The sequence below is a fragment of the Parabacteroides sp. merdae-related_45_40 genome (genome assembly GCF_001915675.1).
Map to the genome: position 1 here is coordinate 1 of NZ_MNQY01000112.1, position 21,350 is coordinate 21,350.

The following is a 21,350-nucleotide window of genomic DNA, read 5'->3' on the forward strand; positions in this document are numbered from 1 at the left end:
GTTTGTCAAGTGAATAACTTACGGCTGGGGGTAGCCGTAAGCTTACGAGTCTGGAAGTGGTTAGTTATTCACTTGGGAAGCCTTTCTCAAGTGAGTTGGCCTGTTGATTAACAGGATATAAGACAGCGATTTATATGGCAATGGTTATCCCATGATCTCATCTGTTGGCCGACTTCTATATTTCTGTAGGTCGACTTGTCTTAGGTTGCCGGCTGAAATGAAATATAGATGAGCCTGAAGATACCCCCACTGATTATCGGGTGAGCCGAATTTTCTTCTGATAAGGCATTGGAGACAAGACTTATAAGCAATAAAAAAACCTACAAATCAGCGATTTGTAGGTTTTTGTCCACTTACTCTCTTGTTTTGTTCAGTAGGTTCTGCGGAAAGACAGGGATTCGAACCCCGGGAACCTCTCGGTTCAACGGTTTTCAAGACCGCCGCAATCGACCACTCTGCCATCTTTCCAATATGTTGTGCGATCAAACGTTTCGTTTAATTGCTTTGCAAAGGTAGTCATTCTTTTGGAATATACAAGAGTCTTATGCGCTTTTTTTCTTTTTGTTTATTCTTTTCTTTTAAGAATAGAATGTGTGGGAATCCCCTTTTTATTGCTATTTTTGTAGCAAATAATTTATCAATCAAGTAAAAGGTTTCTATATGAGAAAGTTGAAAAGTTTATGGCTGGTTTCGGTTGTGCTGCTATTAGTAAGCTGCTCGATGTCCGCTAAATCAGATAAATCAAGTGAGGCTGGTACCGCCTCCAAGGGAGAGGTCGTTACTTTGAACAAGGCAGAGTTCCTGCAAAAGGTATTCAATTACGAGAAGAACGCTACGAAATGGGTATATGAAGGTGATAAGCCTTGTATCATCGATTTTTATGCGGACTGGTGTGGTCCCTGCAAGCAAGTGGCTCCTATTTTAAGGGATTTGGCTATCCTGTATAAGAATGATATCGTAGTTTATAAGGTAAATGTGGATAAGGAAAAGGAGTTGGCTGCCGCTTTCGGTATACAAAGTATTCCTACGTTCTTGTTTATCCCTAAGGAAGGACAGCCTCAGATATCGATGGGAGCTCTTCCCCGTGAGGAGTTTGTGAAACAGATCGATACTTTCTTGTTGAAGAAGAAGTAACACGACTTAGTTAATCATCATTTATAGATCGGAAAGCCGTAGAATTTTAGATTTTACGGCTTTTTTAATTGGGAGGGATGCTTTATGAAAGTAGGAATTATCAGATGTATGCAAACAGAGGATTTTTGCCCCGGTACTACTGATTTTAGGATGATCCGTGAGAAAAAGGGAGCCTTTGAGGGTGTAGAGGAAGATATTGAGATCATTGGGTTTATCAATTGCGGAGGTTGTCCCGGAAAAAAGGCCGTATTAAGGGCGAGGGAGTTGGTGAATAGAGGGGCGGATAGTATCGCTTTTGCTTCCTGTATCCAAAAAGGGACGCCGATAGGTTATGCCTGTCCTTTCGCCAAAAGGATGAAGGATGTTATCCAGAACGATTTAGGCGATGGCATCCGGCTGATCGATTATACGCATTAGGAAGATCCGGTAGCTGGTGGAAAAGGCATAAAAAAAGAGGGCATTGAAAAATGTCCTCTTTTTTATTTTGGCATCGCACGAATTATTCAGCGCTTTCAGTTGCCGGAGCTTCTTCTGTGGGAGCCGCTGCGGCTGCTTCCTCAGCTTGCTTAGCAGCTTCAGCTGCTGCCAATTCTGCTTTCTTTTTAGCTACGATTTCTGCTTTTGCCTTATTAGCTTCCTTCTCAGCCTCAAGACGTGCTTTAGCTTCTGCTCTAGCTGCTTCGCTGTCTTTTTCTTTGATAGCTTGTACGGAAGCTTGTTTGTTCTTCAACCAAGCTTGGAATTTCTCCTCAGCTGCGGCTTCGTCGAACGCACCCTTCTTAACACCTTCCAATAAATGCTTTTTCAAGCAAACGCCTTCGCGAGAAAGGATGTTACGAGTTGTGTCTGTAGGTTGAGCACCTACTTGTAACCAATACAAAGCTCTTTCGAAGTTCAAATCTACTGTAGCAGGATTAGTGTTCGGATTATAAGAACCTATCCTTTCAATAAATCTTCCATCACGTGGAGCCCTGCTGTCTGCGATCACGATTTGGTAGAAGGCGTAACCTTTACGACCGTGTCTTTGCAATCTAATTTTTGTTGCCATGTTTGAATAATTAATTTAAGCTGTTTGTATTAGCGGGTGCAAAGATAGGAGTTTCTGTTTATAAAACAAGCGTTTTGTTGGAAAATATGTGGATGCTTCTGCTTTTTTTAAAGGTAGTTTAAGGGATTAGTCCCTTATGCAATTGGTTGCCGACAGCGTCGGCAATAATGCTGACGCTGTCGGAAATATTGCTGACGCCGTCGAAAATATTGCCGACGGCGTCGGTAACCAATTTCTTCCTAGTCTTGTTCCGGAAAGATCGTATGAAATCTCTTGTACATCCCTAATGAAAGGGATTTTTCTTATCTTTGCGGCTTCATTATAATAATGTATTAAGATAAACATATGATTTCAGTTGACGGACTAACAGTAGAGTTTGGTGGAAGCGCCCTTTTCTCGGATGTTTCTTTTGTGATTAACGAGAAAGATCGTATCGCCTTGATGGGTAAGAATGGTGCCGGTAAATCTACCTTGTTGAAGATATTGGCCGGCGTGCGGGAGCCAAGCCGTGGAAAAGTGTCCGCCCCTAAAGATACCGTGATCGCTTATTTGCCGCAGCATTTGATGACGGAGGATGGCCGTACCGTTTTCGAGGAGACGGCGCAGGCTTTCGCCCATCTGCACGAGATGGAGGCGGAGATCGCCGAATTGAATAAGCAACTGGAGACTCGTACGGACTATGAGTCGGATGGTTATATGGAGTTGATCGAGCGGGTCTCTACCTTGAGCGAGAAATTCTATTCCATAGAGGAGATCAATTACGACGCCGATATAGAGAAAACCTTGTTGGGACTGGGTTTCAAACGGGAGGATTTCGACCGGCAAACCAGTGAATTCAGCGGTGGCTGGCGTATGCGTATCGAGCTGGCGAAACTACTGTTGAAGAAACCGGATGTCCTTTTGCTGGACGAGCCGACGAATCACTTGGATATCGAGTCTATCCAGTGGTTGGAGGATTTCTTGATCGATAATGGTCAGGCCGTAGTGGTGATCAGCCACGACCGTGCGTTCGTGGATCATATCACGACTCGTACGATCGAGGTGACGATGGGCCGGATTTATGATTATAAGGTAAACTATAGCCAATACTTGCAATTACGGAAGGAACGTCGTGAGCAACAACAGAAGGCTTATGACGAGCAACAGAAGATGATCGCCGAGACGAGAGAGTTCATCGAGCGTTTCAAGGGCACGTACTCCAAGACCTTGCAGGTGCAGAGCCGTGTGAAGATGCTGGAGAAGCTGGAGATCTTGGAGGTGGATGAGGAAGATACCTCGGCTTTGCGCTTGAAGTTCCCGCCTTCGCCCCGTTCGGGCTCTTATCCGGTGACGATCGAGAATGTCTCGAAAGCGTATGGCGATCATATGGTTTTTCGGAACGCTAATCTGATGATCGAGCGAGGGGATAAGATCGCTTTCGTCGGGAAGAATGGCGAGGGTAAGTCTACCTTGGTGAAGTGTATCATGAAAGAGATCGAGCATGAGGGGACGTTGACGCTGGGGCATAACGTGATGATCGGTTATTTCGCCCAGAACCAAGCCTCCCTGCTGGATGAGAATCTTACGGTTTTCCAGACGATAGACGATGTGGCGCAAGGCGATATCCGTAATAAGATCAAGGATCTGCTGGGTGCGTTCATGTTTGGCGGCGAGAACTCGGCGAAGAAGGTGAAGGTGCTTTCCGGTGGCGAGCGTACACGTCTGGCCATGATTAAGCTATTGTTGGAGCCTGTGAACTTGCTGATTCTGGATGAGCCGACAAACCATCTGGATATGAAGACGAAGGATATCTTGAAGCAGGCGTTGCTCGACTTTGACGGGACGTTGATCGTCGTATCCCACGACCGTGATTTCTTGGATGGGCTGGTCTCTAAGGTCTATGAGTTCGGAAACCAAAAAGTGACGGAGCATTTGGAAGGCATCTATGAGTTTATGCAGCGCAAGAAGATGGAGAATCTGCGTGAGCTTGAGCGGAAGAATTAAATCCTCCACCCAAGCGTCAGCATAATATCATACGTGGAGCTATCTATATCTTTATGATACTTATAATGGGTACGGCGGGAGAAATAACGATTTCGCAACGCAATATTCCATTTATGCTTGGACATATAGGCTAAGGTGGTGGAAAATACCGTTAAACGTGCGTTGCCGGCATCGCCTTGTACGTTTAACTTTGTAGGGTCCACCGCGTTCCAGTCTATATCCGGCTCGTATCCTTTCCATGTGAAGATATGGTAGTTCTCCAAATCGATTAAGAACGCCCAGCGTTTATCGTAGGCCAATCCGGTAAACGCTTTCACGCTATAACCGCTTCCCAGATTATAATCTCTCTCTTCCAGCCGGAGGTAATCGGAGATGCTTGCGCCCAAGGCGACTCCTGTTCCGTATAATTCGGCGTAAACATCTACCTTATTGTCCGGCGTGCCTCTTTTGTAATAGATCAATCCACCACCGACCGCCGCCGCTTCCGATATGCGGTAGGGAGCTACCGTTTGGGAACTATTGGATTTTAACTCGGAATCATAGTAGTCGAAATGCTGAAAGATTCCAGCGGCCAGACTACGAGGGCCTTTACTCCAGACCTGTTTCCCCCAGATAGCCCCAACGGCATTGACTTGGCTGATGAGCGGCTGGCTCGAAAAGAAATCGAACCCGGCCTTCAACTGAAACCATTCATAGGGCGAATAGAAATCATCATTGAAAGGATCTCCATAATCCAACCTGAAGGATACGTGCATGCTCGTAGTGCCATGCTTGGAGCCTTCCTGCTCGGCAAGGAAGCGAGGGCCGACACCCACGATGAAGTTTACGGGAACCGAGGTGTAGACACGCCCCTTGGAGCTGCTGTGTCTCCAAGCTTCTCCCGTGATGATACGATTGATCGCCCGCATCGGAGATATCAAACCGGATAAGATCTCCCGTCCCACACGTTCCGCCCCGTGGGAGCGGTTGTCGATGAATAAGTCGGAGAGCCGGTAGGTAATCTCACCTAATTCTATACCGCCGAAAGAGGTGGCAAGCATGTCATTGATGGAGGGCGGTTCCGTTTCCATAAAGAATTCCCACATTAGGCTGCCTCCCGCCGCGAATGGAATGGATTGCCAGAAATTCAGTCCATTGCTACGGGCCGCGTTGAAATATAACGATCCGTGATAGGGATGGGCCACCAGATTGGTAGAGAACTTATCCGTATCCCAAACAGGCCCCGTCTTGAAGTTTTGCTTAATCGTATGTCCGTTTATCTTCGCGAAATCCTCGTTCATTAAGAAACGGTCGAAAGTCCAGACGGCCATGTTCATTCCGAATACCTCGCTTGCTGCCAACCAAGGGCGGCGTGGAATGAAAAGGGCTGTGTCGCTCACGTAATTGCGGGCATCCATCTGAGGGAAGTGTTGCCCCCACATCCATTGGCTGGATAGCAGACAGATCAACCCGATCAACATGCATTTTTTCATCCTCATCTAACTCAATTCTCTTTTGTAAATAAAAATCAATAGGTTACGGTTATAACCACTCCGCAAACTTATATATAATAAACATTAAGGGATTCGTTTGGTTTAAATTATTGTTAGGTATTCTTTCTATAAATGCTGTTATTTGCGAACTATTCCGTATTTTTGCGAAAAAAACAAAATGATAGATTTTATCACCTTTTGTGACTATACAGGGACCTTTGCGTTTGCCATAAGTGGCATAAGATTGGCTTCTGCGAAACAATTTGATTGGTTTGGCGCCTATGTGGTGGGTGTCGTGACCGCTGTAGGAGGAGGTACGATTCGTGATATTTTATTGAATGCGGTGCCTTTTTGGATGGAACAAGCCTCTTATTTGATTGTCTCGGCCTTGGCTTTGTTGTTCGTTATCGCTTTCCGAAAATACGTGATCCGTTTGAACAATACATTTTTTATATTCGATGCTATCGGATTGGGGTTGTTTGTGGTGGTAGGTATCGCCAAGACCTTGGATTTCGGGTTTCCCATGTGGGTGGCGATCGTGATGGGAACCATAACCGGCTCATTTGGCGGTATGATGAGGGATATATTGATTAATGAGGAACCTTTGATATTCCGGAAAGATATTTATGCGTTGGCTTGTGTCTTTGGCGGTTTGATATATTATATATGTATGCAAACTTCTATGTCGGCGGCGATGATACAGTTCGTATCGGCGTTGAGCGTGTTCCTCGCACGTATAATCGCCGTAAAATATCATATAAGTGTTCCGGTGTTGAAAGGAGAAGAATAATTTATTAACTTTGCATAATTATATGGACATGCATACTCAACAAGAAAAGGCTTCCATCCTGTTGATATATACGGGTGGGACGATAGGTATGATCGAGAATCCGGAGACTGGAGTGTTAGAGTCGTTTAATTTCCAGCATTTGAAGGACAATATGCCGGAGTTGAAGAAACTGGGGTATTCGGTGGCCACGATACAGTTCGATCCTCCGATGGACTCCTCGGAGATGGGGCCGGACTCGTGGATGAAGATCGTGAAAATCATCGCCGATAATTATCAGAAATACGACGGCTTTGTGGTACTGCATGGCACGGATACAATGTCGTATACGGCATCGGCATTGAGTTTTATGCTCGAGAACCTGAGTAAGCCGGTGATCCTTACGGGATCGCAATTACCGATCGGGATGTTGCGTACCGATGGGAAGGAGAACTTGATTACGGCGATCGAGATAGCGGCCGCCAAGGAGAACGGCTTACCGTTGGTCCCGGAGGTCTGTATCTTTTTTGAGAATGATTTATTGAGGGGGAATCGTACGAGTAAGATAAACGCAGATAATTTTAACGCGTTCCGTTCGTACAATTACCCGGCTTTGGCTCATGCGGGTATCTATATTAAGTATGATCTGCCGCAGGTATATCATCCGGTATCGCGTAAGCCGCTGAAGCCGCATTATTTGTTGGACCGAAATATCGCTATACTAAAACTATTCCCCGGAATTTCTCCGCAAGTAGTGGAAAGTATCCTGAATATCCCGGGTCTGAAAGGCGTGGTGATGGAAACATTCGGAAGCGGAAACGCTCCGTGCGAGGAATGGTTCTTGAATATGTTGAAGGAGGCTGTAGACCGTGGTATCGTCATCGTGAATGTTACTCAGTGTAGGGCCGGAAGTGTGGAGATGCACCGTTATGAGACGGGGCACAAATTGTTGGAGGCAGGCGTGACGAGCGGCTTCGATAGTACGACGGAGAGCGCCGTGACGAAGCTAATGTTCCTCTTCGGCCATGGGCTGACACCCGACGAGGTGAAGGAGCATATGAACTGCTCGTTGATCGGGGAGGTATCGATCCCTGAGACGTTCCGCCCCTAGTGTATACTATGTAAAACAGAAAAAAAGCAGTGTTGCGGAATAGGAGAGTATGAAACTATCATTTCTGAGTTTAGCGAGTGGGAGCAGTGGGAACTGCTATTATTTGGGGACTTCGGAATTCGGTATGCTGATTGACGCAGGTATCGGAATCCGGACCATAAAGAAAGTATTGAAGGACCGGTCGATCGATTTTACCAAGATCGTGGCCGTGTTGATTACCCACGATCATGCGGATCATATCAAGACGGTCGGGTATTTGGGCGAGAAGCTTTGCATTCCTGTCTATGCGACAGCCGACGTGCACCGGGGGATTGATAAGAGCCGGTATGTGGAGGAGACCTTATGTGTCTCCCGCAAGGTTATAGAAAAAGAAGTTCCATTCCTTATCCGTGATTTCCGTATCACGGCTTTCGAGGTGCCTCACGATAGTACTGATAATGTGGGGTACCATATCGAGTATGGTAATCATAAATTCACTTTCGCTACCGACGTAGGCCATATCACGGACACGGTGGGGAAATATATCTGCATGGCGAACCATTTAATATTGGAAGCGAACTATGACGAGGAGATGCTTCGTTTCGGTACATATCCCGCTTTCTTGAAAGAGCGAGTGGCGAGCCCCACCGGGCATTTGAGTAATAGGGAGGCCGCAGAGTTCTTGGCGACCCATTATAATACCGGTTTGAAGAATATCTGGCTTTGCCATCTCAGCCGGGACAATAACCATCCCGAACTGGCCTATAAGACAGTGGATATACGTCTTTTCCAAGAGGGCATAAGGGTAGGGAAAGATGTCTCATTGGTAGCGTTGAAGCGGACTACACCCTCGGATATTTACGAGTTTGATTAAAATTTTAAGAAAAAAAGTAGTCGAAAAGTTTGCGGGGAAAAATAAAACCTCTATCTTTGCACCCGCAATCGAGAAACAAACGGTGGTTTGAAAAAGTAACGATAGCAAAACAGAATGACTTGGTAGCTCAGTTGGTAGAGCAAATGACTCTTAATCATTGGGTCGAGGGTTCGAGCCCCTCCCAGGTCACTCAAACAAATAACATGTTGACTTGGTAGCTCAGTTGGTAGAGCAAATGACTCTTAATCATTGGGTCGAGGGTTCGAGCCCCTCCCAGGTCACACGATTTACTTATTGGAAAGATGGCAGAGTGGTCGATTGCGGCGGTCTTGAAAACCGTTGAACTGAGAGGTTCCCGGGGTTCGAATCCCTGTCTTTCCGCAGAGAGTCCTGTAAGGCGAAAGCTTTACGGGATTTTTTGTTTTTGAGGCGTTTGTCCGGGCACGAACGGAAAGAGGTAGCGGGCATCGCTAGAATGAGAAAGTGTATAATAATATGGAAACAGGATCATTGCGGATAAGTGATATACGGCCGGATTTTATCTATATGATGGAACAAGCCGTGAAAGCCCCATCGGGACATAATACCCAACCTTGGTTGTTTCGTGTGCAAAAGGATAGGATACAGATTCTTCCGGATATGAGTAAGTCCCTTCCGGCCGTAGATCCGGATAACCGTGAGTTATTTATTAGCTTAGGATGTGCCACCGAGAATCTTTGCATTGCGGCTGAGGCAAAAGGATATGCTCCGCTACCGGTTTTTTCAGGATCGGGGGAGATCACCGTACTCTTGTCGGAGGCATCGATGATTAAGGAGACGAGTGGGCTTATCGAGGAAATTTCGGTCAGACAGACGAATCGAGGCATATATTCCGGGGAAATGATTCCATCGGATCAATTGAGCTATTTGAGGAATACGCCTTTGGAGGAAAATATCAGTCTGCATTTGTGGTCGAAAGGAGAGTGGGAGTTCGATACGCTTTCTTCTTATATATTTGCGGGGAATAACCGGCAAATGAACGATCATCTGTTTAAACGAGAGCTGAAATCATGGATGCGTTTTAATAAGAATCATGTACGAGCTACATCGGACGGCCTGAGTTATGCGGTGTTCGGGGCGCCGAATCTTCCCCGTCTTATCTCAGAGACAATCATGGGAAGTGTCTTGAAAGCCGGCATACAAAATAGGGGAGACAAGAAGAAGCTGGACTCTTCTTCTCATTTAGCCTTGTTTGCCTTACGGACAAATACGCTACCGGAATGGTTTGCGCTAGGCCGGAGTTTGCAACGTTTTCTTTTGAGAGCTACGGAAAAGAATATCGCTTTCGCCTTTTTGAACCAGCCTTGTGAGGTGCGTGATCTTTCCGGTTTGCTGGCGAAAGACTTGTCTTTCACCAACGAGATTCCTGCCTTGATCCTCCGTCTAGGATACGCCAAGCGGAAAATGCCGTACTCACCTCGAAAGTCTTGGCGTGAGAGGCTGGTTCCGTAATGGTTAAGTCAGATAGCGAGTGCCCTCGTTCATGCCAGCCTGCACAGGATATGCCAATACGAAACTGTTTGCCTGAAAGTATTTGTTGAGGTACTTGGGGATACGGGCCATGGCGGGAGCGTAGGAAAGTCCTTCCTTGCGGCTAAGGATAATCCACATCGTGTCGTCCGGTTTTATATCCCGGAAAACGATCAGGAAGTCATCCCAGTCGTTGAATTCGATATAACTGGCTTCTCCGCTTTTCTTGGCTAATAATTTCTTTAAGGCATTCAAGGTCGCTTCCGAACCGTAAAAGACTGTCGCTGCACCTGTGTTCTGGGTCACGTTTCGTAGCCGAAAGATGATTTGGTTGAAACCGATTTCTTTTTCGGCCAATTCCGGGATGATGATCAGATGCCGTCTAACAGTAGAGATGGGTTGTACGGGCTTGTATATGAATGTACTTACACTACTTTCCGCCAATACACTTTCCACGATATGGCCTAGGAAGGCCGCCGGTATATCTTTTTCCTTGTGCAATCCCACTACCAGATCTGTGATCTCCCGCTCTTTTACCACGCTGGCGATAGCATTCGATACGCTTAAGTCATATCTTAATAAATCCTTCATCCGGGTATCCGTGGCGGCAGCCGTATTGACTGCGGTCTGTAGAACCCTGCGGGATTGTTTCAACGCTTTCTCGTCTGAATGATGGTTATCTATCACTTTTAGGGCAAACAAGCCGTTCTTGTTTTGGGGAGATTTGATCGCCAAGCTGAGGTTGACCAGCTCTTCCACGGTCTCTTCATTGCTGACCGGTATCAAGATATGCTCTGATTCTTTTTTGTTTTCCTCCTTATCGGATATATCTTGGGCCGCTATGTTATGAGCGCCTTTTTGGGCGGCGAAAGAGGCGATGGTACAAGTGACAAGTATCATCAGGATCGTACCGTTCAACACGCTCTCATTTAATAACCGGATTGGTTCCCCATTAGCGTCTGTTCCGGTGATTACGTTATATCCGACCATCACGGCGGCCAATGTAGCGGCGGCTTGTGCGTTACTTAGGCCGAAAATAACGCTTCGCTGATCCGTGGACAGATGGAAAGTCTTTTGGGTCATCCAAGCGGCTATGTATTTGGCGGCCGTAGCTACGATAATCATGATAAGCCCTACTTTAATGGTCTCGAAACTGGTAAAGAACGTACGATAATCTATTAACATACCTACGCCCAACAAGAAGAATGGGATGAATATGGCATTTCCTACGAACTCTACACGATTCATCAAGGGTGAGCTTTGCGGGATAAGGCGATTTAGGGCTAGTCCGGATAAGAACGCCCCGATGATCGCCTCCATACCCGCTACCTGAGCTAGGAAAGATCCCAGAAATACCATCACCAGCACGAATATATACTGTGATATATTATCGTGTACATGCTTAAAGAACCAACGCCCAATGAAAGGGAAACCGAATAATACGATTAATGCGAATATCAAGATGGAAACCCCCAGACGAATCCAAAACATATCGTTGACCTGTCCGGTGGCCATGCCGACAATGATCGTTAGGACGAGCAATGCCAAGGTATCAGTGATCATCGTTCCTCCTACGGTGATACTGACAGCTTTGTTTTTGCTGATACCCAGTTTACTGATAATCGGATAGGCGATCAATGTATGGGAGGCGAACATACTGGCGAGTAAAACGGAGGTCAATATGTTGAATCGCAGGACCCATATCCCGACAACCGTTCCTAGGATCATCGGAATGAGGAATGTGTACATGCCGAAAGCTAGGCTTTTCGTACTATTTCTCTTAAAATCCGCCATATCGATTTCCAATCCGGCGAGAAACATGATATAAAGCAATCCCGCCGTCCCGGACAAGATAATGCTGCTATCCCGTAATACGAGATTAAAGCCATGCGGTCCGATAATTGCGCCGGCAATGATCAGTCCAAGCAGGTGAGGGATTCTCAGCTTGTTTAATAAAAGGGGAGCGGCCAGGATAATTAAAAGAATCAAGAGAAATTTTAATACCGGGTCCGCTAAGGGCAATGTGAAATCTATTGTCGAGGCTAATACCATATGCGTAATTTTTTCGTTATAATTTGAAACAAAAATAATAAGAATTTGCGGAGATTGCAGCGTTTACGCCAACTTTGCATCTTCTTTTATAGATAACAATAAATGTGTGAGTTTTATAAGTTAAAGTATATGTAAATCTTGGGACATTAGCGTGAACCGATTATATTTGTACATACATTGCATTGAGTTTATTGTTATAAAACTAAAAAGCGTTTAAACCCTTTGCATAAAAGGGTGTCAAACATGAAAAGAGAAAAATATTTATTTAATGTAGAGGAGAAACAAATATGAAACCCATGAAATTAACATCTTTAGTGATGATGCTTCTGATCGCGTTTAGTGCCGCGGCTCAGGAGGAGTTCTTTGATGATGTGTATTTCTCTTCCAAAAACAAGAAAAAGAAAGAACAGGTTGAAGAGAAAAAGGTTGTTCAGCCGAAACAGGAGTCTAGGGCCCTTGTCGCTACAGCCAAGAGCCAAGCTTCTTCAGACAGCCGGGATGTAGATGAATATAACCGTCGTTATACATCAGTCGAGGTGGAGGAGCCTTATCGTGAGGATGATTCCGTTATCTATGAGGATAGCGATGAGAATGAGTCTTCTTCCGAGCGTCGTTCGGATACTGAATATACGGAACGTATCATTCGTTATCATTCGCCGAGTAAGATTACGATCGCCGGAGCGGATCAAGTCGATTTGTATCTGAGTGACGGATATTATGGTTACGGCTATGATACGGATTATTCGAACGGTAGTGCGAACGTGAATTTTAATATCAATGTCGGCAACGGTTGGGGGTCGCCTTGGTATACCGGTTGGTACGATCCTTGGTTCTATAGTTATAGCCCTTGGTGGACTTATTCATCTCGCTTCTACGGCCCGTCTTGGGGATTCGGCTGGGGCTGGGGAGGCTTTTATGCCGGCTATTATAGTCCGTGGTACGATCCATGGTATGGCCCGTCTTGGGGCTGGGGTGGAGGCTATTGGGGTGGCCATTGGGGACATCACCATCATTACTATCCCGGTTACTACTCGACTCCAAGTAGACATTATTCAAACGGACGTTCCTCTTATCGAGATAATCGCTCTTATGCGAGTGGCAGAGGTTCCGGTTATACAGGTGGGCGGAGCAGTAGCTCTTCTTCCTTGAGAAATTCCGGATCGACTACAAGACCTTCGTCTTCAAGTTCCTTGAGCAATGGACGTGCGGGATCTACCCGTAGGGAATCTGCTATTTCCTCTGGTGCGGGACGTCGTTCCTCTTCTTCTGTTAGAAATTCGGCAACGACAAGAAGTAGCTCGGGCATAAGTAATAGCTCGGCGAGAACAAGGATTTCCAGAAGTAGTTCTGGAGCCGCATCTTCTTCCGGACGTCAATATTCAGCTCCGGTAACACGTTCTTCTTCCAGAAGCAGTAGCGATTTCTCAAATAGTCGCTCTTCTTCCAGTCAATTTAGAAGTTCCTCTCCTTCTCGTAGTAGTTCGGTAGGTTCTTCTTCCGGTAGCTTCGGTGGAGGTCGTTCTAGTGGAGGCTCTGTTGGTGGCGGAGGTGGCCGTGCCGGTGGTGGTCGCAGGTAAAAGTGTTAGGTTGATAAAATTAGAGATACGATGAAAAGGATAGGAATTATAATGTCGGTGCTTGCCCTGTGTGGCGGCACCGCTTTTTCGCAGTCACAGTTGGATGCCTTTAAGTATTCCCAGACGGAGTTGAATGGTACGGCTCGTTATTTAGGAATGGGTGGTGCTTTTGGTGCGTTAGGTGGTGATATTTCCGCTATGAATACGAACCCGGCAGGCTTGGCGATTTATAAAAGCTCGGAGGTAGTTACGACATTGAGTTTGTCTTCGGCCTCTGCGAAGACCGATTGGCTTGGTTCGAAGGTGGACAACAGCCGTACGAAGGTGAGTTTCGATAATATCGCTTACGTAGGATATTTCCCGACAGCGAATGATGAGGGTATCGTGAGCTGGAACGTTGGTTTCTCTTATAATCGCTTGAAGAATTATAACCGGAACTATACGATGGCTACAGGAGGTGATTTGAATACTTCTCTTTCTGATTATGTGGCCATGCGTGCGGCAGGAATGCCTAGCGGACTGTTAGGGGAGGGTAAAGACTATAACCCTTATAATAACCAAGACTTAGGTGATTGGCTATCTATTCTAGGATACAATGCCGGTTATATGGATTCATATAACGATAATGATAAAGAGTATTATAGTGCGTTCGGGGATAAAGATGCGGATGGGCAATGGAGTCCGTATTTATTGCAAGGAGGTCAATTAAAAGTTTCAGAGCGAGGTTCCGTGGATCAATATGACTTGGCTTTCGGTATAAATATATCGGAACTTGTGATGCTTGGCGCTACGGTTGCGATTACGGATTTGAACTATCGATATCAGTCATCGTATGATGAGGAATTTACGAACGGCAATACTTTATACTTAGATAATTACTTGGATACGGATGGTACCGGGTATTCATTTAATGTGGGTGCTATCGTTCGTCCTACTGATTTTCTTCGTTTGGGTGTAGCTTATAATTCACCAACGTGGTATAAGATGACAGATCGTTATTATGGTGAGGCCGGTTCTTATCTGACCTTTATGGATAAAGGGGAGATGAAAGAGCGTAAACTAGATGCCGCTACCCCTAATAATGCTTATTATGACTATGAATTCCGTTCTCCGGATAAATGGATCTTTAGTGCCGCCGCAATCTTGGGTACGACCGCTTTGATAAGCGTTGATTACGAGTTGATGAATTATAAGAATATGCGTATGTATCAAACGGATGGTAGCAGTAACGTGTATACTAACCAAGATATAACGGATAATTTCAAGTCAATGAATACGATCCGTGTAGGTGCGGAGGTAAAGGTTACTCCTCAATTTGCCGTAAGAGCAGGTGTCGCCTACAGCGATAGTCCGATCAAGGATAAACTGAAGAATGGAGAGAAAGAGGTCTTTACGGTTGGTACGATTCCTAATTATACGATCGATAAAGGGGTCATGAATTATACGGTAGGTATCGGTTATCGCTTCACCCCGAACTTCTATACGGACTTGGCTTGTGTATTCCGTACGCATAAGGAAGATGTTTATGCGTTCTCTAATATGTTTGCGGGAGATGATCCGAAACCATTCCTCGAAGCCCAACCTGCCACGATGAAAACAAACACGACTCGTGTAGCTTTGACATTGGGATACAAGTTCTAATATACATATATTTTAGATCTGTAAAGTCCCCTGTTCGTACGTTAAAGGTGCGGGCAGGGGACATTCTTTTTATAATTTGAAATAAAATATTTGTTGGTTTAAAATATTTTTCGTTCTTTTGCTTCCATTAATAACATTGTATAACAATTAAACCCCATCGCCTATAGCATAAACATTACTCGAATAAACTAAAAATGTGAAAGTAATGAAGACTTTAAAAATGATGACCGACGAGGAATTGGTTGTCCTTTATGCAGAAGGTAATAATGCCGCTTTCGATATTTTATTAAATCGATACAAAAGTAGCATTCATTCTTACATTTATTTCATAGTACGTAACAAAGAGCTTACGGAGGATATCTTTCAAGAGACCTTCGTGAAGGTTATCATGACTATAAAACAAGGTCGCTATACCGAGAACGGCAAGTTTAAGGCATGGATTACTCGTATTGCCCATAACTTGATTATCGATAATTTCCGTCAGGAACGTAGCGAAAACACGATCTCGAATGATGAGGTGGAAATCGACTTATTTAATAATATCAAGCTTTGCGATGGTACGATAGAGGATAATATCGTGCGCCATCAAGTATTGTCTGACGTGAAGAAATTGGTAAAGCATTTGCCGGATAACCAGCGTGAGGTGTTGGAGATGCGCTACTATCAAGACCTTAGTTTTAAGGAAATCGCCGATATCACGGGGGTTAGCATCAATACGGCCTTAGGGCGTATGCGTTACGCTATCTTGAATATGCGCCGTATGGCCGATGAGAACCGTATCGAGCTATCTATGGTGTAAAATAATTTTCTTTCCATGCAATAAGTCTTAGGTCCCTACGTTTTATTAGCAAACAAGATAAAAATAAAGGTGCCTATGAGGAAGCTTTCTACGCAATGCATGGATGATTTGGAGAAAAAAATGAAAAGTGCCCCGGAGGCGAAAAGTTCGCCTCGGAAGCAAACGATGGATTTCTTGAAACAGTTTGCGAGGGCTTATCAAGCGGAACCGGCTGTACGTCCGGAGCTCTGCGGGTATGTGTTGAACTAAGAATTACGGAAAGAGAATCTATATTATTAGGTTCTCTTTCTTTTTTTGTATACTTTTGTAAAAACAAAAGACAAGATTATGAAGCATTTGATAGCGCCTTCCCTGCTTTCCGCTAATTTTCTGGATTTGCGGAAGGAGGTGGAGATGATAAATAAAAGTGACGCCGATTGGTTGCATCTGGATATTATGGATGGGGTATTCGTGCCGAATATCTCGTTTGGTTTCCCGGTACTTAACGCATTAAAGTCTATATGCCAGAAGCCGATGGATGTACACTTGATGATCGTGGAGCCCCAGAAGTTTATCCCTGAGGTCGCGGCTACGGGAGCCTATATGATGAACGTGCATTATGAGGCATGTACCCATTTGCATCGGACGGTAGTGGCTATTAAGGAAACGGGCATGAAAGCGGGTGTTACCTTGAATCCGCATACGCCCATCTGCTTATTAGAAGATATTATCCAAGATGTGGATATGGTTTTATTGATGTCCGTGAATCCGGGATTTGGTGGTCAACGCTTCATTGAGCATTCCGTAGATAAGGTGGCCCGTTTACGAGAAATGATAGACCGGAAGGGATTGAGTACTATGATCGAGGTAGATGGCGGGGTGAATTTAGAGACGGGAAAGCGTTTGGTTGACGCAGGTGCCGATGTATTAGTCGCCGGTAACTTCGTATTCAAATCTCCAGATCCGATACAAACAATTAAAGACTTGAAAGCTTTGTAGAACACATTAATATATCACCAAAACCTAACTATCATGATTGAGGAAATACAAAAGCGGCCTTTTGTACGGCCGCTTTTTTTATGGATAACCGGAATTTTATGCTATGCGTTTTTACCTACCTCTTTGCTCTTATATGTTTTAGGGGTTTTATCTGCTCTGCTTTTTCTTTTTCTGGGGTTCTCGTGGGGGCGAGGGCATGCTGAGTTGCGATACGATTCCCGTTGGATATGGGGAGCTATAGTCTCTGTTTTGATTGTATGTTTAGCGGTTGAGGTCTGTTGGTATAGTGACCGGCGTATAGCGCTTGTAAATGAGCCTGATTCTTCTTTAGATTTATTGGCTAGCGAGGCCCAATATTCTTTGGTAAATACGTTTGATCGCTTACGCTTGTCTGATGAGGAGAAATCTATTTTGGCTACATTGACATTGGGATATAAGAAAGCGATGAGTCGGGAAACGAAAAGGCGCTTCTCTTTGGCGGGCGTGTCTCATATATTAGCGGTGAGCGGTTTTCATGTTGCCGTGATTTGTGGATTCTTATCTTTCTTTTGCTCGTTTATGCCAAGATGGGGGATAGGACGTTGGGTTCGTTATATCATTCTGGTGGGAAGTCTTTGGGGGTTTGTCTTTATCACAGGATTAGCGCCCTCGGCGGTACGGGCAGCCTTGATGCTATCTTTATATTTAACAGGAAGGGCGCTTAGGCGTGTTACGGATGGATATAATACATTGGCCGCCGCCGCTTTCTGTATGCTGGCCTATAATCCGTATTATCTGTTTGATGTCGGTTTTCAGTTAAGCTATTTGGCTGTGTTTTTTATTTTATTCCTAGTGCCTCGTTTCAAGGAATGGATAGTGGTGAGAAATCCTTTGTTGGCCATGCCTTGGGAATGGATTACGGTGTCTATAGCTGCGCAGATAGGGACTGCTTTGCTCTGTTTTTATTATTTTGGACAATTTTCGACAGTTTTCTTGTTTACGAATCTACCGGTCACTCTCTTGGCTATGTTTTTGATTCCTTTTGCCTTTTTGTGGTTAGGCTATCCGGTGGATTTCTATGGATATGACTGGATACAGAAGATCGTAGAAGGGTTGGTTCATAGCATGGTAAGGGTGGTGGACGTGTTCAGCGCTCTGCCTTATGCGACGATTACGGGGCGTTTTAGCTTCTTTGAGATGCTAGGAGGTTATGGTTTTCTTGTTTTATGCTTGATATATATGAAGATACGGGAACCAAAAGTTTTGTTAGCCGCCTTAACCCTTTTGTTAATAATATCAGTAAAGATCCTTATTGAACTTTTTTTGATAGCCGGAAACTAAAAAAGTCGTACCTTTGGAGGTGAAAACAAAAAGATTATATGATCACTAAAATCATTCAAGAAGAGAAGATTCAGAAAGCCAAAAAATACGTAGAGAAAGGCGAGAGTTTTGTTATCGTGACGCATGTCTCACCAGACGGCGACGCATTAGGTTCATCCCTTGGTTTATATCATTTCCTATCCGCTTACGGTAAGGATAATGTAGCGGTAGTGGTACCGAACGCATTTCCCTCTTTTTATAGATGGATGCCGGGCGCTAAGGATGTCGTGATACATGAGAAATATCCGGATTTCGCCGAGAAATTGATCAAGGAAGCGGATGTTATTTTCTGCCTCGATTTCAATGAACCCAAACGTATCGAGAAACTGGCTCCGGCGGTGATCGCCTCAGAAGGCCGCAAGGTGATGATTGATCATCATTTGAACCCCGCGGATTTTTGCCGTGTGACGATGTCGTATCCGGAGATGTCTTCTACCAGTGAGATGATCTTCCGTTTTATTTGTCGTATGGGGATGTTCGATTTATTGAATGGGGATGCCGCCGCTTGTATCTATACGGGTATGATGACGGATACGGGATCGTTCACCTATAATTCGAATAAACCGGAGATTTATACGATCGTCAGCGAATTGATCAAGAAGGGGATTGATAAGGATTTGATCTATCGTAAGGTGAATCAGGTCTATTCCGAGTGTCGTTTACGTATGATGGGATATGTGTTGTATGAGAAGATGAGGGTCTATCCGGAACAACAGGCGGCTCTTATCACGTTATCGAAAGAGGAACTGGATCGTTTTCAGTACCAGACTGGAGATACGGAAGGTTTCGTGAACTTGCCGTTAAGCATAGAGAACGTAAGCTTTAGTGTCTTTATTCGTGAGGACAGCGATTACATAAAGGTATCGCTTCGCTCCGTGGGCGATTTTCCTTGCAATCAGTTTGCTTCTACTTATTTCAACGGAGGTGGACATAAAAATGCGTCCGGAGGTGAGTTCTATGGCTCTTTATCTGAGGCCGTAGCCGTGTTTGAGAAAGGTTTACAGGAATTTAATCCTAATAAATCAGAAGATTTAGGCAAACATGCGTAAGGTTTGACGAAGATTATTTACATTTGCGATTCATTCAATTAAAGACTAACAAATGAAGAAAGGTTTTAATATCCTGTTGATTCTGTGTGCCGCATTAGTTGCTATCTCTTGTAGCAAGACAAAGTCGTACACGGATATGTTGAAAGATGAGAAAAAGGCAATCGAGCGTTTTATCGATGATAAGGGCCTTGAGATCTTGGATGATTTTCCTGCTGATAGCGTATTTAAGGAAAATCAGTTTGTGCTCTTGGATAATGGTGTCTATTTGAATATTATTGATAAGGGAAGCGATCAGAGAGCGGTGCAATATAAAACGAAAATGTTGTACCGTTGTAAGATGAGTTACTTCATGGATTCTACTATTGTCGCTATTGAGAACTATGGCCCGCATAGTAATGGAACTTCTCCTATCGCTTTTACATATGGGGATTATTCGAAGAATTCACCTTATGATCCCTCTTATTATTATGTAAGTGAGGGAATGCAAGAGCCTTTGAAGTATGTTGGAGATCGGGCTAAAGTGAAAATGATAGTGCCTTTTAAAAGAGGAGCCTATAATGATCAATCAAACGGTCAACCTGTATATTATGAAATTCTAGAATATATATTTGAAGAAAACTTATGACACTAATTAAATCTATTTCCGGTATTCGCGGTACAATAGGCGGTAGCCCGGAAGACGGATTGAATCCGTTAGCTATTGTTAAGTTTGTAGCCGCTTATGCTACATTCATCCGAAAAAACACAAAAGTGGAGACCAATAAGATCGTTGTTGGGCGTGACGCACGTATCTCCGGTCCGATGGTAAAACAAGTCGTCCTAGGAACGCTTACCGGTATGGGATTTGATGTGGTGGATATCGATCTGGCCACGACCCCGACAACCGAGTTAGCCGTAGCTATGGAAGGGGCTTGCGGAGGTATTATCCTTACCGCCAGTCATAATCCGAAGCAATGGAATGCCTTGAAGCTTTTGAATGAGAAAGGTGAGTTCTTGAATGCCGCTGAAGGGGCTGAGGTATTACGCATAGCTGCCGCCGAGGACTTCGAGTTCGCCGACGTGGATCATTTGGGCAAGGTAATCCCGAATGCGACTTATAAGCAAAAACATATCGAGAGCGTCTTGAATCTGGATCTCGTGGACGTGGAGGCTATTAAGGCCGCTAACTTCCGTGTAGCTATCGATTGCGTGAACTCCGTAGGCGGTATCGTGATCCCGGATTTGTTATATGCGTTGGGTGTGAAGGAAATCTTTAAGCTGCATTGCGCCCCTCATGGAAACTTCTCTCATAATCCGGAACCCATTCCGGAAAACTTGACAGAGATCTCCGATTTGATGGGACATGCGAAAGCGGATGTTGGCTTCGTAGTAGATCCGGACGTAGACCGTTTGGCGATTATCTGCGAGAATGGCGAGATGTTCAACGAGGAATACACCTTGGTCGCTGTCAGTGATTACGTATTAAGCCATACTCCGGGTAATACGGTAAGTAACCTGAGCTCCAGCCGTGCGCTTCGCGACGTTACCCGTGCTCATGGCTGCGAATATAATGCCGCCGCTGTAGGCGAGGTGAATGTGGTTGCCAAGATGAAGGCTACGAATGCCGTGATCGGTGGTGAGGGCAACGGTGGAGTGATCTATCCGGCCAGCCATTACGGACGCGACGCTTTGGTAGGTATCGCCTTGTTCCTGACTCATCTGGCAAAGAAGAAGATGAAGACGAGCGAGTTGAAGGCTTCCTATCCTCCGTATTTTATCTCCAAGCAAAAAGTCCAGTTAACGCCGGAGATCGACGTGGACGCTATCTTAGCGAAAGTAAAAGAGAAGTTCTCTCAATATGATATTACGGATATCGACGGAGTGAAGATCGATTTCCCGGATAAATGGGTTCATTTGCGTAAAAGCAATACGGAACCGATCATCCGTATCTACTCTGAGGCCCATACGATGGAGGAAGCCGAGGAATTAGGCGGTCAATTAATACAGATCATCAACGAGATGTGTAAATAACACCCTTTC

General features: G+C 44.9%; 19 protein-coding genes and 4 tRNA genes. 19 read left to right on the forward strand and 4 right to left on the reverse strand.

Annotation, left to right across the window (positions count from 1 at the left end; translation table 11 throughout):
- Positions 1–383: 383 nt before the first annotated feature.
- Positions 384–468, reverse strand: a tRNA-Ser gene (locus BHV83_RS12955).
- A gap of 192 nt (positions 469–660) precedes the next feature.
- On the opposite strand from BHV83_RS12955, the gene trxA reads away from it, so the two are divergent.
- Both trxA and BHV83_RS12965 read left to right on the forward strand, forming a co-directional pair.
- On the forward strand, positions 661–1,134 hold the full coding sequence (trxA, locus tag BHV83_RS12960) for a thioredoxin (protein WP_005858169.1): 474 nt from the start codon (positions 661–663) through the stop codon (positions 1,132–1,134).
- An 84-nt stretch (positions 1,135–1,218) separates the two neighbouring features.
- Positions 1,219–1,551 carry a CGGC domain-containing protein gene (locus tag BHV83_RS12965; RefSeq protein WP_005866270.1) on the forward strand — a complete coding sequence of 111 codons (333 nt, stop codon included), beginning with the start codon at positions 1,219–1,221 and terminating at the stop codon, positions 1,549–1,551.
- Between the two features lie 82 nt (positions 1,552–1,633).
- On the opposite strand, the gene BHV83_RS12970 is transcribed toward BHV83_RS12965, so the two are convergent.
- Positions 1,634–2,182, reverse strand: a complete 549-nt coding sequence (locus tag BHV83_RS12970; RefSeq protein WP_121962232.1) for a 30S ribosomal protein S16 — start codon at positions 2,180–2,182, stop codon at positions 1,634–1,636.
- Positions 2,183–2,527: 345 nt separating this feature from the next.
- Between BHV83_RS12970 and BHV83_RS12975 the strand changes: the two genes are divergently transcribed.
- A complete protein-coding gene (locus BHV83_RS12975; protein WP_121962234.1) occupies positions 2,528–4,165 on the forward strand; it encodes an ABC-F family ATP-binding cassette domain-containing protein in 1,638 nt (545 codons plus the stop codon).
- On the opposite strand, the gene BHV83_RS12980 is transcribed toward BHV83_RS12975, so the two are convergent.
- Positions 4,162–5,643, reverse strand: coding sequence for a DUF3943 domain-containing protein (locus BHV83_RS12980; RefSeq protein ID WP_005858165.1), 1,482 nt, complete (start codon positions 5,641–5,643; stop codon positions 4,162–4,164). The genes BHV83_RS12975 and BHV83_RS12980 overlap by 4 nt on opposite strands.
- Before the next feature lie 172 nt (positions 5,644–5,815).
- Here BHV83_RS12980 and BHV83_RS12985 point away from each other — a divergent pair, with 172 nt between their 5' ends.
- The 7 genes from BHV83_RS12985 to BHV83_RS13015 all read left to right on the forward strand — a co-directional run bounded on the left by BHV83_RS12985 (position 5,816) and on the right by BHV83_RS13015 (position 9,858).
- Positions 5,816–6,427, forward strand: coding sequence for a trimeric intracellular cation channel family protein (locus BHV83_RS12985; protein WP_005858164.1), 612 nt, complete (start codon positions 5,816–5,818; stop codon positions 6,425–6,427).
- Between the two features lie 22 nt (positions 6,428–6,449).
- A complete protein-coding gene (locus BHV83_RS12990; protein WP_005858163.1) occupies positions 6,450–7,514 on the forward strand; it encodes an asparaginase in 1,065 nt (354 codons plus the stop codon).
- Positions 7,515–7,563: 49 nt separating this feature from the next.
- Positions 7,564–8,367 carry an MBL fold metallo-hydrolase gene (locus tag BHV83_RS12995; protein WP_005858162.1) on the forward strand — a complete coding sequence of 268 codons (804 nt, stop codon included), beginning with the start codon at positions 7,564–7,566 and terminating at the stop codon, positions 8,365–8,367.
- A 116-nt stretch (positions 8,368–8,483) separates the two neighbouring features.
- Positions 8,484–8,556: transfer RNA gene (locus BHV83_RS13000), tRNA-Lys, on the forward strand.
- A gap of 19 nt (positions 8,557–8,575) precedes the next feature.
- Positions 8,576–8,648, forward strand: a tRNA-Lys gene (locus BHV83_RS13005).
- A gap of 15 nt (positions 8,649–8,663) precedes the next feature.
- Positions 8,664–8,748: transfer RNA gene (locus BHV83_RS13010), tRNA-Ser, on the forward strand.
- A gap of 114 nt (positions 8,749–8,862) precedes the next feature.
- The gene (locus BHV83_RS13015) at positions 8,863–9,858 is read left to right on the forward strand and encodes an Acg family FMN-binding oxidoreductase (RefSeq protein WP_044544614.1); all 996 of its coding nucleotides are present in this window, start codon (positions 8,863–8,865) and stop codon (positions 9,856–9,858) included.
- Between the two features lie 3 nt (positions 9,859–9,861).
- Here BHV83_RS13015 and BHV83_RS13020 read toward each other — a convergent pair whose 3' ends face one another.
- Positions 9,862–11,928 (reverse strand): cation:proton antiporter, encoded by a 2,067-nt coding sequence (locus BHV83_RS13020; RefSeq protein ID WP_286757595.1) that lies wholly within the window; start codon positions 11,926–11,928, stop codon positions 9,862–9,864.
- 287 nt (positions 11,929–12,215) lie between these two features.
- Between BHV83_RS13020 and BHV83_RS13025 the strand changes: the two genes are divergently transcribed.
- The 9 genes from BHV83_RS13025 (at position 12,216) to glmM (ending at position 21,341) form a co-directional block, all read left to right on the forward strand.
- Positions 12,216–13,505, forward strand: a complete 1,290-nt coding sequence (locus tag BHV83_RS13025) for a hypothetical protein (protein WP_286757596.1) — start codon at positions 12,216–12,218, stop codon at positions 13,503–13,505.
- Between the two features lie 30 nt (positions 13,506–13,535).
- A complete protein-coding gene (locus tag BHV83_RS13030; protein ID WP_286757597.1) occupies positions 13,536–15,146 on the forward strand; it encodes an OmpP1/FadL family transporter in 1,611 nt (536 codons plus the stop codon).
- Positions 15,147–15,351: 205 nt separating this feature from the next.
- Positions 15,352–15,945 carry an RNA polymerase sigma factor gene (locus BHV83_RS13035; RefSeq protein WP_008774229.1) on the forward strand — a complete coding sequence of 198 codons (594 nt, stop codon included), beginning with the start codon at positions 15,352–15,354 and terminating at the stop codon, positions 15,943–15,945.
- 75 nt (positions 15,946–16,020) lie between these two features.
- Entirely contained in the window at positions 16,021–16,194 is a 174-nt protein-coding gene (locus tag BHV83_RS13040) for a hypothetical protein (protein WP_195474016.1), read from the forward strand.
- A gap of 78 nt (positions 16,195–16,272) precedes the next feature.
- Positions 16,273–16,923 (forward strand): ribulose-phosphate 3-epimerase, encoded by a 651-nt coding sequence (rpe, locus tag BHV83_RS13045; protein ID WP_286757598.1) that lies wholly within the window; start codon positions 16,273–16,275, stop codon positions 16,921–16,923.
- 33 nt (positions 16,924–16,956) lie between these two features.
- Entirely contained in the window at positions 16,957–18,243 is a 1,287-nt protein-coding gene (locus BHV83_RS13050) for a ComEC/Rec2 family competence protein (RefSeq protein ID WP_286757599.1), read from the forward strand.
- Between the two features lie 38 nt (positions 18,244–18,281).
- Positions 18,282–19,331, forward strand: coding sequence for a DHH family phosphoesterase (locus BHV83_RS13055; protein WP_286757600.1), 1,050 nt, complete (start codon positions 18,282–18,284; stop codon positions 19,329–19,331).
- A 52-nt stretch (positions 19,332–19,383) separates the two neighbouring features.
- Positions 19,384–19,956 (forward strand): BamK family beta-barrel-assembly machinery protein, encoded by a 573-nt coding sequence (gene bamK, locus BHV83_RS13060; RefSeq protein WP_005858151.1) that lies wholly within the window; start codon positions 19,384–19,386, stop codon positions 19,954–19,956.
- Entirely contained in the window at positions 19,953–21,341 is a 1,389-nt protein-coding gene (glmM, locus tag BHV83_RS13065; protein ID WP_008774233.1) for a phosphoglucosamine mutase, read from the forward strand. Before bamK ends, glmM begins: the two co-directional genes overlap by 4 nt.
- Positions 21,342–21,350: the final 9 nt, after the last annotated feature.

Bases quoted from the DNA above. Each gene is read 5' to 3' on its own strand.
- trxA (WP_005858169.1), top strand. From the start codon at position 661: ATGAGAAAGTTGAAAAGTTTATGGCTGGTTTCGGTTGTGCTGCTATTA.
- BHV83_RS12965 (WP_005866270.1), top strand. From the start codon at position 1,219: ATGAAAGTAGGAATTATCAGATGTATGCAAACAGAGGATTTTTGCCCC.
- BHV83_RS12970 (WP_121962232.1), bottom strand. From the start codon at position 2,182: ATGGCAACAAAAATTAGATTGCAAAGACACGGTCGTAAAGGTTACGCC.
- BHV83_RS12975 (WP_121962234.1), top strand. From the start codon at position 2,528: ATGATTTCAGTTGACGGACTAACAGTAGAGTTTGGTGGAAGCGCCCTT.
- BHV83_RS12980 (WP_005858165.1), bottom strand. From the start codon at position 5,643: ATGAGGATGAAAAAATGCATGTTGATCGGGTTGATCTGTCTGCTATCC.
- BHV83_RS12985 (WP_005858164.1), top strand. From the start codon at position 5,816: ATGATAGATTTTATCACCTTTTGTGACTATACAGGGACCTTTGCGTTT.
- BHV83_RS12990 (WP_005858163.1), top strand. From the start codon at position 6,450: ATGGACATGCATACTCAACAAGAAAAGGCTTCCATCCTGTTGATATAT.
- BHV83_RS12995 (WP_005858162.1), top strand. From the start codon at position 7,564: ATGAAACTATCATTTCTGAGTTTAGCGAGTGGGAGCAGTGGGAACTGC.
- BHV83_RS13015 (WP_044544614.1), top strand. From the start codon at position 8,863: ATGGAAACAGGATCATTGCGGATAAGTGATATACGGCCGGATTTTATC.
- BHV83_RS13020 (WP_286757595.1), bottom strand. From the start codon at position 11,928: ATGGTATTAGCCTCGACAATAGATTTCACATTGCCCTTAGCGGACCCG.
- BHV83_RS13025 (WP_286757596.1), top strand. From the start codon at position 12,216: ATGAAACCCATGAAATTAACATCTTTAGTGATGATGCTTCTGATCGCG.
- BHV83_RS13030 (WP_286757597.1), top strand. From the start codon at position 13,536: ATGAAAAGGATAGGAATTATAATGTCGGTGCTTGCCCTGTGTGGCGGC.
- BHV83_RS13035 (WP_008774229.1), top strand. From the start codon at position 15,352: ATGAAGACTTTAAAAATGATGACCGACGAGGAATTGGTTGTCCTTTAT.
- BHV83_RS13040 (WP_195474016.1), top strand. From the start codon at position 16,021: ATGAGGAAGCTTTCTACGCAATGCATGGATGATTTGGAGAAAAAAATG.
- rpe (WP_286757598.1), top strand. From the start codon at position 16,273: ATGAAGCATTTGATAGCGCCTTCCCTGCTTTCCGCTAATTTTCTGGAT.
- BHV83_RS13050 (WP_286757599.1), top strand. From the start codon at position 16,957: ATGATTGAGGAAATACAAAAGCGGCCTTTTGTACGGCCGCTTTTTTTA.
- BHV83_RS13055 (WP_286757600.1), top strand. From the start codon at position 18,282: ATGATCACTAAAATCATTCAAGAAGAGAAGATTCAGAAAGCCAAAAAA.
- bamK (WP_005858151.1), top strand. From the start codon at position 19,384: ATGAAGAAAGGTTTTAATATCCTGTTGATTCTGTGTGCCGCATTAGTT.
- glmM (WP_008774233.1), top strand. From the start codon at position 19,953: ATGACACTAATTAAATCTATTTCCGGTATTCGCGGTACAATAGGCGGT.